General features: G+C 25.6%; 13 protein-coding genes. 12 read left to right on the top strand and 1 reads right to left on the bottom strand.

Features of this window, described 5'->3' with window-relative positions:
* The 11 genes from VJ881_00375 to VJ881_00425 all read left to right on the top strand — a co-directional run bounded on the left by VJ881_00375 (position 1) and on the right by VJ881_00425 (position 12,247).
* Entirely contained in the window at positions 1-1,341 is a 1,341-nt protein-coding gene (locus tag VJ881_00375) for a TrkH family potassium uptake protein (protein ID HKL74493.1), read from the top strand.
* Positions 1,342-1,531: 190 nt separating this feature from the next.
* Positions 1,532-2,179 (top strand): TrkA family potassium uptake protein, encoded by a 648-nt coding sequence (locus tag VJ881_00380; protein ID HKL74494.1) that lies wholly within the window; start codon positions 1,532-1,534, stop codon positions 2,177-2,179.
* 12 nt (positions 2,180-2,191) lie between these two features.
* Positions 2,192-3,526, top strand: a complete 1,335-nt coding sequence (gene miaB, locus VJ881_00385; GenBank protein HKL74495.1) for a tRNA (N6-isopentenyl adenosine(37)-C2)-methylthiotransferase MiaB — start codon at positions 2,192-2,194, stop codon at positions 3,524-3,526.
* 5 nt (positions 3,527-3,531) lie between these two features.
* Positions 3,532-6,153: a DNA mismatch repair protein MutS gene (gene mutS / locus VJ881_00390; protein ID HKL74496.1), complete on the top strand. Its 2,622-nt coding sequence runs from the start codon at positions 3,532-3,534 to the stop codon at positions 6,151-6,153.
* Positions 6,146-7,978 (top strand): DNA mismatch repair endonuclease MutL, encoded by a 1,833-nt coding sequence (gene mutL / locus VJ881_00395; GenBank protein HKL74497.1) that lies wholly within the window; start codon positions 6,146-6,148, stop codon positions 7,976-7,978. Before mutS ends, mutL begins: the two co-directional genes overlap by 8 nt.
* Complete coding sequence (miaA, locus tag VJ881_00400) at positions 7,978-8,970, top strand: tRNA (adenosine(37)-N6)-dimethylallyltransferase MiaA (protein ID HKL74498.1); 993 nt, start codon at positions 7,978-7,980, stop codon at positions 8,968-8,970. The genes mutL and miaA overlap by 1 nt, the downstream gene beginning before the upstream one ends.
* 68 nt (positions 8,971-9,038) lie before the next feature.
* Positions 9,039-9,287, top strand: a complete 249-nt coding sequence (hfq, locus tag VJ881_00405) for an RNA chaperone Hfq (protein HKL74499.1) — start codon at positions 9,039-9,041, stop codon at positions 9,285-9,287.
* 25 nt (positions 9,288-9,312) lie between these two features.
* Complete coding sequence (gene dapF / locus VJ881_00410; GenBank protein HKL74500.1) at positions 9,313-10,158, top strand: diaminopimelate epimerase; 846 nt, start codon at positions 9,313-9,315, stop codon at positions 10,156-10,158.
* A gap of 41 nt (positions 10,159-10,199) precedes the next feature.
* Positions 10,200-10,826, top strand: a complete 627-nt coding sequence (locus tag VJ881_00415; protein ID HKL74501.1) for a hypothetical protein — start codon at positions 10,200-10,202, stop codon at positions 10,824-10,826.
* A gap of 19 nt (positions 10,827-10,845) precedes the next feature.
* Entirely contained in the window at positions 10,846-11,625 is a 780-nt protein-coding gene (locus VJ881_00420) for a histidinol-phosphatase (GenBank protein ID HKL74502.1), read from the top strand.
* Positions 11,615-12,247, top strand: a complete 633-nt coding sequence (locus VJ881_00425; GenBank protein HKL74503.1) for a uracil-DNA glycosylase — start codon at positions 11,615-11,617, stop codon at positions 12,245-12,247. Before VJ881_00420 ends, VJ881_00425 begins: the two co-directional genes overlap by 11 nt.
* Positions 12,248-12,251: 4 nt before the next feature.
* Here the strand turns inward: VJ881_00425 and lexA are convergent, their stop codons facing one another.
* The gene (gene lexA, locus VJ881_00430) at positions 12,252-12,878 is read right to left on the bottom strand and encodes a transcriptional repressor LexA (protein HKL74504.1); all 627 of its coding nucleotides are present in this window, start codon (positions 12,876-12,878) and stop codon (positions 12,252-12,254) included.
* Between the two features lie 256 nt (positions 12,879-13,134).
* Between lexA and VJ881_00435 the strand changes: the two genes are divergently transcribed.
* Positions 13,135-13,506 (top strand): LysM domain-containing protein, encoded by a 372-nt coding sequence (locus VJ881_00435; GenBank protein HKL74505.1) that lies wholly within the window; start codon positions 13,135-13,137, stop codon positions 13,504-13,506.
* Positions 13,507-14,019: the final 513 nt, after the last annotated feature.

The following is a 14,019-nucleotide window of genomic DNA, read 5'->3' on the forward strand; positions in this document are numbered from 1 at the left end:
ATGGCTCTCAAAGAATCAATTAAATTATATAAATTATCACCTGCTCAAATTCTAGTAGCAGGTTATTTTACGGTGATTCTAACCGGGACTATTTTACTTAGTTTACCTATGGCTACTACAGCAACTGGTAGTTTAGGTTTTATTGATTCACTTTTTACTTCAACTTCTGCTACCTGTGTAACTGGTTTAATAGTTGTAAATACTAGTTCAGCCTTTACTGTATTTGGCCAGGTAGTAATTATGTTATTGATTCAAATTGGTGGATTAGGTATAATGAGTATGTCAACGCTTATGGCTTTTTTAATAGGTAAAAAGATTTCTTTAAAAGAAAGATTAGTAATTCAACAGGATCTTAATCAATTTGGGATTTCAGGTCTAGTTAGATTAATTCAATATGTGCTTGGCTTTACTTTAATAATAGAAGGTGCAGGCGCAATTTTTATGTTTACTAAATTAATTCATGAATATAAAATTGTAAAAGCAATATATTATTCTATTTTTCATGCTGTTTCTGCTTTTAATAATGCAGGATTTGATCTTTTTGGCAATAGTCTTGTTGGTTTTACTGGAAGTATTATTATGAATTTTGCTGTTATGATTTTGATTATTTTAGGTGGTATTGGTTTTGGAGTTTTGACAGAATCAACCAATGACAAAAGATTTGGTAAATCATCACTACAATCAAAAATTGTTGTAATTATGACTTTAATATTATTAGTTGTTGGATTTTTAGTTCTTTTAGCTTTAGAATTTAATAATCCTGAAACAATGGGAAAATTACCGTTTGGAGAAAAAATATTATCCGCTATGTTTTTATCAGTTACTCCTAGAACAGCAGGTTTTAATACTCTACCAACTAATGCTTTAAGGAGTTCCTCACTGTTTTTTATAATAATTTTAATGTTTATTGGAGCTTCACCAGGATCTACAGGTGGAGGAATTAAAACAACTACTTTTGGGATAATGGTTATAACAATGTGGAATAAAATTATTGGAAAAAAAGATATAGAAATTTATAATAGAAGAATTGATGAAGAAGATGTTTTAAAAGCAATGGCTATTACATTATTGGCAATGGCATTAATTGTATTAATTACAATAGTTTTAACTATTACAGAAAGCAAACCATTTCTTGATATACTTTTTGAAACCGTTTCAGCTTTTGGAACAGTTGGTCTTTCTACAGGAGTTACTCCTACTTTATCTAAAATTGGAAGAATATTAATTATTATGACTATGTTTGCAGGAAGAGTGGGTCCTTTAACATTAGCAGTAGCTTTTGCAGAAAGACAAAGAAAGGGTATTTATCATTATCCAAAAGAAAAAATAATGGTTGGCTAAAAAAGATTAGTAATTTAAAAAATCTCTTCGTTTCTGAAGAGATTTTTTATATTTAACTGAACAAAATTTTTAAAAAATTTACAAATAACTAATTAAATGCTAAAATAATATTAGTATTAATATAATGTTTTAGCTTAATATTGAATTAAAATTTAAAGTAAATAAAGGTAATTGATAAGGAGGAAGAATGATGAAACAATTCGTAGTAGTTGGTTTAGGACGTTTTGGTTCAAGTCTGGCTGAAACTTTAGCAGAAAAAGATTTTGATGTATTAGCAATTGATATAGATGAAGAAATTGTCCAAAATATGTCTAATATAGTAACACATGCTGTAGAGGCTGATGCAACTGATGAAGAAGCATTAAAAACTTTAGGAGTTAGAAATTTTGATGTAGCAGTAGTTAGTATTGGTGATGATATACATTCTAATATTTTAGCTACTCTAATTTTAAAAGAACTAGGAGTACCTTATGTTGTTGTAAAGGCTCAAAACAAATTACATGGAAAAATACTAAAAAAAGTTGGGGCAGATAGAGTTGTTTATCCAGAGAGAGATATGGGTACGAGAATTGCTCATAATTTAATATCTTCTAATGTATTAGATTATATTGAATTTGCTAAAGATTATAGTATAGTTGAGATAATTGCTACTCCTAATATGGTTGGTAATTCACTTGCTGATCTTGAACTTAGAACAAGATTTGGAGTTAATGTTATGGCAATAAAAAGAGGAAAAGAACTCAATGTTACCCCGGGAGCTAATGATAGAATTTTAGAAGGTGATGTATTAGTAGTTATGGGTAAAAATAAAGATTTAGATGCAGTAAAAGAACTTTGAGGTGGTTTTTAAATGAGTAAAAGAAAGTTTTATAAAATTATTACTTATGGATGTCAGATGAATGTCCATGATTCAGAAAAACTAGCTGGTATGTTAGAAAATATGGGTTATGAAAAAACCGAAAATAAAAATAAAGCTGATATTATTTTATTTAATACATGTGCAATTCGCGAAAATGCTGAATTAAAGGTATTTGGAAAAGTTGGTTCGTTGAAAAATCTTAAAAAAGAAAATCCTGAATTGATAATTGGGATAGGCGGATGTATGATGCAGGTTGATGAGATAGTTAATAAAATACATGAAAAATATCCCTATGTTGATTTGGTTTTTGGCACTCATAATATTCATAAAGTTCCGGAGTTGATTAATGAGATAAAAGCGCAAAAAGAAAAAGTCTATGAAGTTTGGCCAGAAGCAGATGGATTAATTCCTGATACTCCAGTAAAAAGACAAGGAGATTATAAGGCCTGGGTTACTATAATACAGGGTTGTAATAATTTTTGTAGTTATTGTATTGTACCTCATGTAAGAGGAAGAGAAAGAAGTAGAAATTTAAATGATATTGTAAAAGAAGTAAAAAATATAGTTGAAGATGGAATAAAGGAAATTACATTACTTGGCCAAAATGTAAACTCATACGGAAATGATCTTGATAATAATGTTAATTTTGCTATGTTATTATCTAAACTAAATAAAATTGAAGGATTAAAAAGAATTAGATTTATGACTTCTCATCCAAAAGATCTTGATTTAGAAGTTATAAAAACTATAAAAAATAATAATAAAATATGCGAACATTTTCATTTACCTGTTCAATCTGGAAGTACGAAAATATTAAAAAAAATGAATAGAGGTTATACTAGAGATGAGTATATAGAATTAGTTAATATGATTAGAAATGAAATTAATAATCCAAGTATTACTACTGACTTTATAGTTGGATTTCCAGGAGAAACTGAAAAGGATTTTGAAAAAACAATTGATCTTGTTAAAAAACTTAGATTTGATATGGCTTTTACTTTTTCATATTCACCTAGAGAAAATACTAGAGCGGCTAAAATGAATGATCAAATAGATGAAGAAGTTAAAGATACTCGATTAAAAAAATTAATGAGTATTCAAAATGAGATTAGTTTAGAAGAAAATAAAAGATTTTTAGGTGAAACAGTAGAAGTTTTAGTTGAAGGTGAAAGTAAAAACAATCCAGAAACATTTATGGGAAGAAGTAGAAGAAATAAACTTATAATTTTCCCAAAAGAAGATGGAATAAAAGGAAAGATTGTGGATGTGAAAATAAATAATGTAAAAAGTTGGACTTTATACGGAGAAATAGTTAATAAGAGGTGATTTTGGTGGCTGAATTAACACCAATGATGAAACAATATAAAAAACTAAAGAAAAAGTATCCAGATGCTATTTTATTTTTTAGATTAGGTGATTTTTATGAAATGTTTTTTGATGATGCTAAAATAGCAGCTAGAACTCTTGATTTAGCACTTACTTCAAGGAATAAAGGTGGTGGGGAAAAGGCCCCAATGGCTGGTATTCCTGCAAAATCTTCAGAAAATTATATTGCAGATTTGATAGAAACAGGTCATAAGGTTGCAATTTGTGAACAAATGGAAGATCCATCTGAATCTAGTGGTATTGTAGAAAGAGATGTTATCCGGGTAATAACACCTGGTACTGTTATTGAAAATGAACTTTTAGAAGCAAAAGAAAATAACTATTTAGCTTCTATAATAGTTCAAGAAAAAAAATATGGATTTTCTTATATAGATATTTCTACTGGAGAATTTAATTTAACAGAATTTAATAGTATACAAAAAATCTGGGATGAAATTGATAGAATACAACCAAAAGAAATGATTATTGACGAAACTTTAAAAGAAATGGATCAATATAAACGTCTAAAAAAAGATATTGACTTTTTAGTTAATTCTAAAAAGAATCTTAATTATAAAAGAGCTTATAATATTTTGACAGACCATTTTGAAGTTAATTCACTATCAGGTTTTGGTTGTGAAGATTTAAATATTGCAACAATAGCTGCTGGTGAAATATTAACATTTTTAGAAGAAACCCAAAAGAAAATATTAGCACATATTAATAGATTAAATACTTATCATCTAAATCAATATATGGTTTTAGATTCTGCTACAAGACGTAATCTTGAATTGTCTACAACAATAAGACAAAATAAAAAAGCGGGAAGTTTACTTGATATTATTGATAAAACTATTACTTCAATGGGAGGAAGACTAATAAAAAAATGGGTTAATCAGCCATTGATTAATAAAGAAAAAATTAATAATAGACTTGATGCTATTGAAGAATTAAAAAATAATTATATGAAATTAGAAAAAATAATAAATGATTTAGAGGGTATATATGATTTAGAAAGAATTTTAAGTAAAATTACTTATGGTAGTGCTAATGCTAGAGATCTTGATTCACTGAGGTTTTCTTTAACTAAATTACCACAATTAAAAGAGGATATTTCAGACCTTTCCTCTTCTTTATTTAAAAAATATCAAAATGAATTTGATGTTTTAACTGATATATCTAAACTTTTGTCTTCTTCAATTGTTGAAGATCCACCAGTTTCTTTAAGTGAAGGTGGTTTAATTAAAAAAGGATACAATGAAGAATTAGATGAACTAAGAGAAACTAGAGGTGAAGGTAAAGATTGGATTGCAGAATTGCAAAAAAAAGAAAGAAAAAGAACAGGAATTTCTTCATTAAAAGTTGGTTTTAATAAAGTTTTTGGGTATTATATAGAAGTAACTAATGCCAATTTAGATAAAGTTCCTGAAGACTATGAAAGAAAGCAAACATTATCAAATAGTGAACGTTATATTATACCTAAATTAAAAGAAAAAGAAGCCCTGGTATTGGGAACTGAAGAAAAAATTAATGATTTGGAATATGATCTTTTTGTGGAGATTAGAGATCAAGTAGGAGAAAATATAAATCGAATTAAAAAAACTGCATCTATTATAAGTAAAATTGATGTTATATCATCATTGGCTTATATAGCAGTTGAAAATAATTATAATAGACCGGAATTAAAAGATAATGATGTTATAAATATTAAGAACGGAAGACATCCAGTAGTAGAAAATATGTTGGATGATGTGTTTGTTCCAAATGATTCTTATCTTGATAAAGATGAAAATAGATTTAATATAATTACAGGTCCTAATATGTCAGGAAAGTCTACTTATATGAGACAGGTAGCTCTTATTGTACTTATGGCTCAAATAGGTAGTTTTGTTCCTGCTGATAATGCAGAAATTGGAATAGTTGATAGAATATTTACAAGAGTTGGAGCTAGTGATGATTTAACTACTGGTCAAAGTACATTTATGGTTGAAATGAATGAGGTCAGTAATATTGTTAATAATGCTACTGAAGATAGTTTGATTATTTTAGATGAAGTTGGACGTGGAACTAGCACTTACGATGGGGTAAGTATAGCCTGGGCTGTTAGTAAATTCATTAATGATCCTGATAGAATAGGAGCACGTACTTTATTTGCTACTCATTATCATGAATTAACAAGTTTAGAAGAAGAGTTTTCTGGAATTAAAAACTCAAATGTTTTAGTTGAAGAAGATGAAGAAGGTGTTCATTTTCTGCATAAAATCGTACCTGGTAGAGCTAATCAAAGTTATGGGATTGAAGTAGCCAGGCTAGCGGGATTACCTAAAGAAATTATTTTAAATGCAGAAAATATTTTAATGAGTCTTGAAAAAGATAATGAACTAGAAAATTTAAAACAAGAAAAAAGAAAAGAAAAATCAAAAAAGAACCAAAAAGAAAAAAAACAAATGGCTTTATTTAGGTCAAATGACCCTATAATATCAAAATTAGAAGAAAAAGATGTCTTAGATATGACTCCGATGGAAGCAATGAATTTTATTTATGAACTAAAAAAAGAATTAAAAGAAAGGGAAAGAAAAGATGCCTGATATAAAACAACTTTCAGAAGAAGTCGCAAATCAAATATCTGCAGGTGAAGTAGTAGAAAGACCTGCTTCAGTAGTAAAAGAATTAGTAGAAAATTCAATTGATGCAGATAGTGACAGAATCTTAGTTGAAATAGAAAATGGAGGCAAGGATTTAATTAGAGTTAAAGATAATGGAATAGGGATTGAGAAAGAAAATATTGAAAAAGCTTTTTCACGTTATGCAACAAGTAAAATAGAAAATATAAGTGATTTATATTCTTTAAATACACTTGGATTTCGCGGAGAAGCTCTGGCCAGTATAAGCTCAGTATCTAAATTAACAGCTTTAAGTAAAGCAAAAGAAAAGTTAAAAGGAGTAAAAATCGTCTACCATGGAGGCAAACAAATAAAAAAAGAAACTGCTGCCTGTCCAGAAGGAACAGACATTAAAGTAGAAGATTTATTTTACAACACTCCTGCACGTTATAAATATTTAAAAACTAAAACTACAGAATTTGGCCATATTAGTAAAATTATTACCCAAGAATCTTTATCTTATCCTGAGATAAAATTTAATTTAAAACATAATAATAAAAATGTTCTTTCAACTCCTGGTAGTGGAGAATTAAAGGATACCATTTATGCTATTTATGGAGATGAAATTTTTTCTAAACTTAATTATTTAGAATTTGAAGATAAATATATAAAAATTGAAGGATATATTTCTGATCCTTCTTTGACCCGTTCTTCAAGAATCCATGAAATGTTTTTCGTTAATAAACGTGCGGTTTATAGTAGAACTTTAAGTAAAGCAGTTGAATCAGCATATAAAGGTTTGATCTCTAAAAATAAATATCCAATTGTATTTTTATTTGTTAAGTTAAATCCTATTCTAGTAGATGTAAATGTCCATCCTGCTAAAAAACAAATTAAATTTAGTAGAAATAAAATAATCAAATCAGTAGTTAAAGAAGGAATTAAAGAAAAACTTAATGAATTAAATCCAGCAGTCCAATATAAAGTAAATAATAATAAATCTTATGAAGATAAAGTAAAAGATAATGAAATTAAAAATGATAAAAATATTAAACTTGATTTTTCTAAGGACAACATTACTAATAAAGATTTAAATACTAAAAATTATAAAGATTCAAGCAATAAAAATTCAAATAAATATGATACTACTAATCAAAATAATAGAAATAACTTTAATAAAAATAATAATTCTTCAAAAGATTATAAAGTTGTAAGAAATAATAATTCTAATAACTTAACAATCAAAAATATTTTCGGGCAGGTATTTTTATCTTATATATTAGTAGAAACTGAGAAAAATTTATATATAATTGATCAACACAATGCCCATGAAAGAATTTTATACGATAATTTTTATAATAAATATAAAAATGGTAAAAATGTTTCTCAAAAATTATTAACTCCAATTAATCTTGAATTAACACCATCCGAAATTGAAATAATCAATAATAATCAGGATCAAATAAAAAAATTGGGATTCGAATATGAATCTTTTGGAGGAAATAGCGTTTTAATACAATCTGTCCCAGAAATAATAAGTAAAAAATCAGTTAAAAATGAATTAAGAGAAATAATAGATAAATTAATAAATGAAGATAATATTGATAATAGTGCAGATATGATAAGTGAAATGATTGAGTTTATGGCCTGTAGAAGTGCTATAAAAGCTGATGAAAAATTAAACAATAATGAAATTAAAAAAATAGTAGTAGATCTTTTTGATAGTTCAAATCCCTTTAGATGTCCACATGGAAGGCCAATTTTAATAAAAATGTCTAGAGAGGATATTGACAGGGGGGTTGGAAGATAATGAGCAATAATCAGGTTTTAAAAAATTATATTAATAAATTACAAAAAAAAGATAATTTAAGATATCCTTTATTCGTAATTTTAGGTCCTACTGCAGTTGGAAAAACAGAATTATCTTTGAAATTGGCAGAAATTTTAAACGCTGAAATTATTTCTGCAGATTCTATGCAGATTTATAAAGAAATGAATATTGGGACAGCAAAAATTTCTAAAAAAATAAGAGAGAAAATTCCGCATCATATGATTGATATTATTGAACCCAATAAGAATTTTTCAGTTGCTGATTATCAAGAATATATTGATAATTTAATTCCTGAAATAATAAATAAAGGTAAGGTTCCTCTAATGGTTGGAGGAACAGGATTATATATTAATGCTGTGGTTGATGGATTTATGTTACCGGATATGGAACCAAATCATGATTTGAGAAAAGATTTAAGACAAAAAGCAAATAAATATGGTAATGAATATGTTCATGATATATTAAAAGAAATTGATCCACCTTTAGCAAAAAAACTTCATCCTAATGATTTACGTCGTGTAATTAGAGGAATAGAAATATATGAAATAACCGGAAAAACAAAAAGTTATTATAAAGCTAAACAGGAAAATAAAAAAGAAAGATATAAAACTATAAAAATAGGTTTAAAAAGAGATAGAGAAGAGTTATATCAAAGAATTAATGAAAGAGTAGAAAAGATGGTTGAAAAGGGATTAATTGAAGAAGTAAAATATTTAAAAAACAAATATAATTTAAGCAAAACTGCCGTTCAAGCTTTGGGGTATAAAGAGATTATAGCATATTTAAATGATGAATATGATATAGAGGAAGCTAAAAGAATAATTAAAAGAGATAGTAGACATTATGCAAAAAAACAATTAAGTTTTTTCAAAAGAGATGAAAAGATAAATTGGTTCAATTTATCTAATGTAAAGCAAACTAAAATATTAAAGAAAATATTTACATTAGTAAATAAAAAATATCAAGTATAATATTTAAAATATGCAGGATATTTGATTAATTTCTTGAATAAGAATAGTAAAAGAAAGGAGAGATTTTAATGTCTAATAAATATGATTTACAAAATAATCTTTTAAATTATGTTAGGAAAAATGAAATTCCTCTTATAGTTTATTTAACAAATGGATTCCAATTACGAGGTAAAGTTCTTGGATTTGATAATTTTACAATAATTATTGAAGAAAATGATAAGGAAAAATTAATTTACAAACATGCTATTTCTACTATTGAAACAGTTAAAAATATTGAAAATTTTGATCAATTACTTAAAGGAAATTCTGAACAGTAAAAGTGACAGCAAAATTGGAGGTATTATGAAGCATTTAGATTTTCTCAAAATACATGGTATTGGTAATGACTTTATATTAGTTGATGGTAGAAAAATAAATTTAGATTATAAGCCTTTAGCTTTAAAATTATGTCCTAGACATTTTAGTATTGGGGCTGATGGTTTAATAATTTTGGAGAATGCTAATAATTATAATAATGATTATAAAATGAGGATATTTAATCCTGATGGTAGTGAAGCTGAAATGTGTGGTAATGGTATAAGAACTTTAATACATTTTATTAAATACTTAGGAATAAATAATAAAAAAAATTATAATATAGAAACTAAAGCTGGTATTATAAGAACTGAAGTACTTTCATATAATGATAAATTTAGTAAAATTAAAGTCAATATGGGAAAAGCTAAATTTCATAAAGATAAAATACCAGCTAATGTAGACAATAAATCTGAAATTAATGATCATAAAGTTATTATTAATGGAAATGAAGTATTTTTAAATTCTTTATCTATTGGAAATCCTCACACAGTAGTATATGTAAATAATATTGATGAAGTTCCTTTAGTAAAATGGGGAAAAGAAATAGAAAACCATGAAATATTTCCTGATAATACAAATGTAGAATTTGTTAAAATTATTAATAAAAATAATTTAGAAATGAGAGTTTGGGAAAGAGGAGTTGGTGAAACATTAGCCTGTGGTACTGGAGCATGTGCTTCAGCAGTTATGTCAGCTAAAAAAGGTTATACTTCTAATAATGTTAATGTAAAATTAAAAGGCGGAAACCTAAAAATAAATTTAAAAGATGATATTATTTATATGACTGGAAATGCAAAATTAGTATTTGAAGGAAAAGTAAAAATTGAATAAAATTTATATTATTTTTGATGCAAAATCCAGGAGTGCTAACTATGAAGATATTTAACAAAAAATATATTATATTAATGATATCTATTTTTATGATATTTATTATGACTGAATCAGCTTATATGGTTGATTGGCAGGATTATAAAGAGCAAAATATAAATAATTTAAAAAATGATATTTCCTTAAAAAAAGAGGTTATTTATAATTATAATCTTGCTATTTCTTATGCCAATTTAGGAGAAATCACAAATTCTCAAAACACACTGGATAAAATTGAGAGAAAATTTGGAAAAAATAAATTTAATAAAATTATATATCCATATATTAAAGAAATAGATTATAATAATACTGAAAATTTATTAGACTTAAATTATGCGGCTTTTTATTATCTTATTAATGAAAATTATACTGAATCATCTAAATATTTTAATCAAATAATAACTATTGAACCAAAAAATGTCTGGGCTATTAACTATCTTGCAGGAAACTATATTATATTAGAAAAATATAAGATAGCTGAAAATTTATTAATAAAAGCTGATAATATTAAATCTAATGAATTTACTAATTTGCTTTATGGTTATATTTATTATGAAAAAGGAAATTATTTAAAAGCATTTTCTAAGTTTTCAAAAACAGGCAATTTAATAGAAGAAAATATATTAGAATAAAATATTTAAGGAGGAACAAATGTATTTAATTGACTATCATACTCATCCCTTATCACATTTAGAAAAAAGAGTTAGACCTTTTCATAATGTAAAATTATTAAAAGAATTTGTTAAAAAAGCTGAAAATAAAGGTATAAAAGAACTTGGATTTTCTGATCATGATCAATTTATTGATGATTTTAATTGGGAGAACTTACTAAAAATAAAAAGAGAAAGTAAAATAAATATAAAATTAGGATTAGAAATAGATTTTATTAGTGAAGAAAAAGAAAGAATCAAAAAAAATATAAATAAGTATGATTTTGATTATATTATTGGATCAGTACATAAAATAAATAGATGGCCTGTAGATCATCCAGATTATATAGAAGGTTATAAAGAATGGAATCTAAAAAAATTATATAAAGAATATTTTTCTATAGTTGAAGAAATGGTAAAATGTAATTTATTTGATATTATAGGACATATAGATTTAATTAAAATTTTCGATAATAAAATACCTAAAAAGGATTTAAATAAGATTATAAAAAATTTATTAGTAATAATTAAAGAAAAAAATATAGCTATTGAAATTAATACAAATGGTTATAACAAACCGGTTAACGAATTTTATCCTTCAGATTATATATTGAAAAAAATTATTAAAATGGATATCCCTATTGTATTTGGTTCAGATGCTCATACTCCTGATCGAGTAGGAGAAAATATAGAAAATGTATATAATAAGTTAAAAAAATTTGATGTAAAAAAAATTGCTACTTTTACTAAACGAAAAAGGAGCGATGTAGATGTTTTTTGACAATAATGGTAATATAACTATTCAAAAATTAATACAGTATCCTAATGATGATTATCAAAAATTAAAGGAAAAAGCTCTAAAATGTGAAAGATGTAAATTAAGAGAAGGATGTAAACAGGTTGTTATGGGAGAAGGTTCTTTAGATAATAAAATTATGTTTATAGGAGAAGGTCCTGGTGCAAATGAAGATAAGATAGGAAGACCATTTGTTGGTAAAGCAGGTAAGTTGTTAGACAAAATATTACATTCTGTAAATATTAATCGTGAAGAGGTATATATAAGTAATATTATTAAATGTCGTCCTCCAAATAATAGGACTCCTTCTATTTCTGAAGCAAAAGCTTGTATGCCAATTTTAAAATCTGAAATAGAATTAATAGACCCTAAAGTAATAGTAACTCTAGGGTCAACAGCTTTAAAATATTTAGTTGATCCAGAAATGTCAATTACAAAAAAACGAGGTCAGTGGATAAAAAGAGGTAATTATTATATATTACCAACTTTTCACCCAGCATATTTATTGAGAAATACTCATGCTAAAAAATCTGTATGGAGAGATTTCAAATTAATAAGAAAAAGTATTGATAGAATTAATGAGTTAAAGGAAAGAGGTGAACTATAATATTTTAAAATTTTCGATATAAACCTACCACTTTTCCTAAGACTTTTATATTTTTACCTAATATTGGTTCATAGCTATCATTCTCTGGTTGTAGTTTAATATGATCTTTTTCTTTATAATATGTTTTAACTGTTGCTTCATCTTCAATCAGTCCTATCACAATTTCGCCATTTTCTGCATGATTTTGTTTTTGAGCAATTACAAGATCCCCATCATGAATACCTGCGTCTATCATACTATCTCCTCTAACTTCTAACATAAAAAAATCTTTTTTACTATTTTTTAAATAACCTGCTGGTACTGGGAAATAATCATCTATATTTTCTTCTGCTAAAACCGGTACCCCAGCTGTAACTTTTCCTACCATAGGTATATATAACATATCTTTTTCTAATTTATTTTCTTGATTTTTATTATTTTTGTATAAAATTTCTATAGCTCTTGGTTTTGATGGATCTCTTCTTATATAGTTTAATTTTTCTAATGTTTTTAAATGACTATGAACAGAAGCTGGTGATTTTAAACCTACTGCTTTTCCAATTTCACGAACAGAAGGTGGATATCCCTTTTTATTAATTTCTTGAACAATATGATCAAAAATCTGTTTTTGTCTATCAGTTAATTCTTCCATTTTAATAGTTCCTCCTTATGAAATAAATTTTCTTAATAATTATTTTGTTTAATAGAATAATATTATCTTTAAATTTAATTATAAGAATATATTAGTATTATTTACTATTATTATAACACATACAATTCATTTTCACAAACAACCGTTCAATTATTTTAGTTTTTTCCTTGACACAAAACAAGTGTTCTGTTATAATTAATAGTAGAACAGATGTTTTCGAACGTAAGTTTTTTTACTTTCAAAAGGAGGAATGAAGATGTATGAATTAAGTGGTGATTATCAAACAAAAGGTAGAAATAATAAATTAAACAAGAAAAGTAACAATTGGTATATTTCTTCTATAAAAAGTTTAAAAAATAAAATATTTTTTATTTTAAAGATTTTGTTAATACTATCAATAAGTGCATTACTGATAGTTGTATTTCAATTTGAATCAATAAGTTCCTCTGAACCTAATATGATTGAAGTGAAAGTTGTAGAAGGTGATAATTTATGGAAGATTGCTGATAGATATTATGGAGATAATACAGATCTAAGAAAAAAAATATTTAAAATCAAAAAAATAAATAAACTTGAAACCGCTATGTTAAAACCAGGTCAAAAAATAATTATTCCAGTCTCTGAATGAACAACAAATAAAAATATCATTTTTAATCAACTTAAATAGCCTTTAAATAGGCTATTTTTTAGTTATTTCTTTAATAATTTCGTAAAATGTTCATTTTACGAAATTATTATGTTTTTTTAAAAAATCAAACTAAAATTATTCCATTATTATAAAAATTGGTTTATAATAATTTTCAATGATTATCTAATAAAAACTATATAATTAATAAAAAAATATTCCTCTTATATTGCGAAAAGCTGATCAATGATACAGTTAATAAAAAACTTTTTCCAATATGAGCGGCTAATAAAAAAGGAAATTTATAAATAACTATATATAAATCATTATATTATAAAAATATTATAAAAACATACTTTATTAACCATAAATTACATTATGTGGAAAAGTATTAACAATTGTGGATAAAAAAGCCTCCTACATGGAATTTTAATTTGTAGGAGGCTTTTGTTTTATATATTGTTGTATTAATCAATATTTTTAGAAGCTAAATTCAATCCAAACCATATTATGATC

It is taken from the genome of Halanaerobiales bacterium, from assembly GCA_035270125.1.
GTDB lineage: Bacteria > Bacillota > Halanaerobiia > Halanaerobiales > DATFIM01 > DATFIM01.

Excerpts from the sequence above, each read along its gene's own strand:
- VJ881_00375 (HKL74493.1), top strand. The coding sequence starts at position 1 with ATGGCTCTCAAAGAATCAATTAAATTATATAAATTATCACCTGCTCAA.
- VJ881_00380 (HKL74494.1), top strand. The coding sequence starts at position 1,532 with ATGAAACAATTCGTAGTAGTTGGTTTAGGACGTTTTGGTTCAAGTCTG.
- miaB (HKL74495.1), top strand. The coding sequence starts at position 2,192 with ATGAGTAAAAGAAAGTTTTATAAAATTATTACTTATGGATGTCAGATG.
- mutL (HKL74497.1), top strand. The coding sequence starts at position 6,146 with ATGCCTGATATAAAACAACTTTCAGAAGAAGTCGCAAATCAAATATCT.
- miaA (HKL74498.1), top strand. The coding sequence starts at position 7,978 with ATGAGCAATAATCAGGTTTTAAAAAATTATATTAATAAATTACAAAAA.
- hfq (HKL74499.1), top strand. The coding sequence starts at position 9,039 with ATGTCTAATAAATATGATTTACAAAATAATCTTTTAAATTATGTTAGG.
- dapF (HKL74500.1), top strand. The coding sequence starts at position 9,313 with ATGAAGCATTTAGATTTTCTCAAAATACATGGTATTGGTAATGACTTT.
- VJ881_00415 (HKL74501.1), top strand. The coding sequence starts at position 10,200 with ATGAAGATATTTAACAAAAAATATATTATATTAATGATATCTATTTTT.
- VJ881_00420 (HKL74502.1), top strand. The coding sequence starts at position 10,846 with ATGTATTTAATTGACTATCATACTCATCCCTTATCACATTTAGAAAAA.
- VJ881_00425 (HKL74503.1), top strand. The coding sequence starts at position 11,615 with ATGTTTTTTGACAATAATGGTAATATAACTATTCAAAAATTAATACAG.
- lexA (HKL74504.1), bottom strand. The coding sequence starts at position 12,878 with ATGGAAGAATTAACTGATAGACAAAAACAGATTTTTGATCATATTGTT.
- VJ881_00435 (HKL74505.1), top strand. The coding sequence starts at position 13,135 with ATGTATGAATTAAGTGGTGATTATCAAACAAAAGGTAGAAATAATAAA.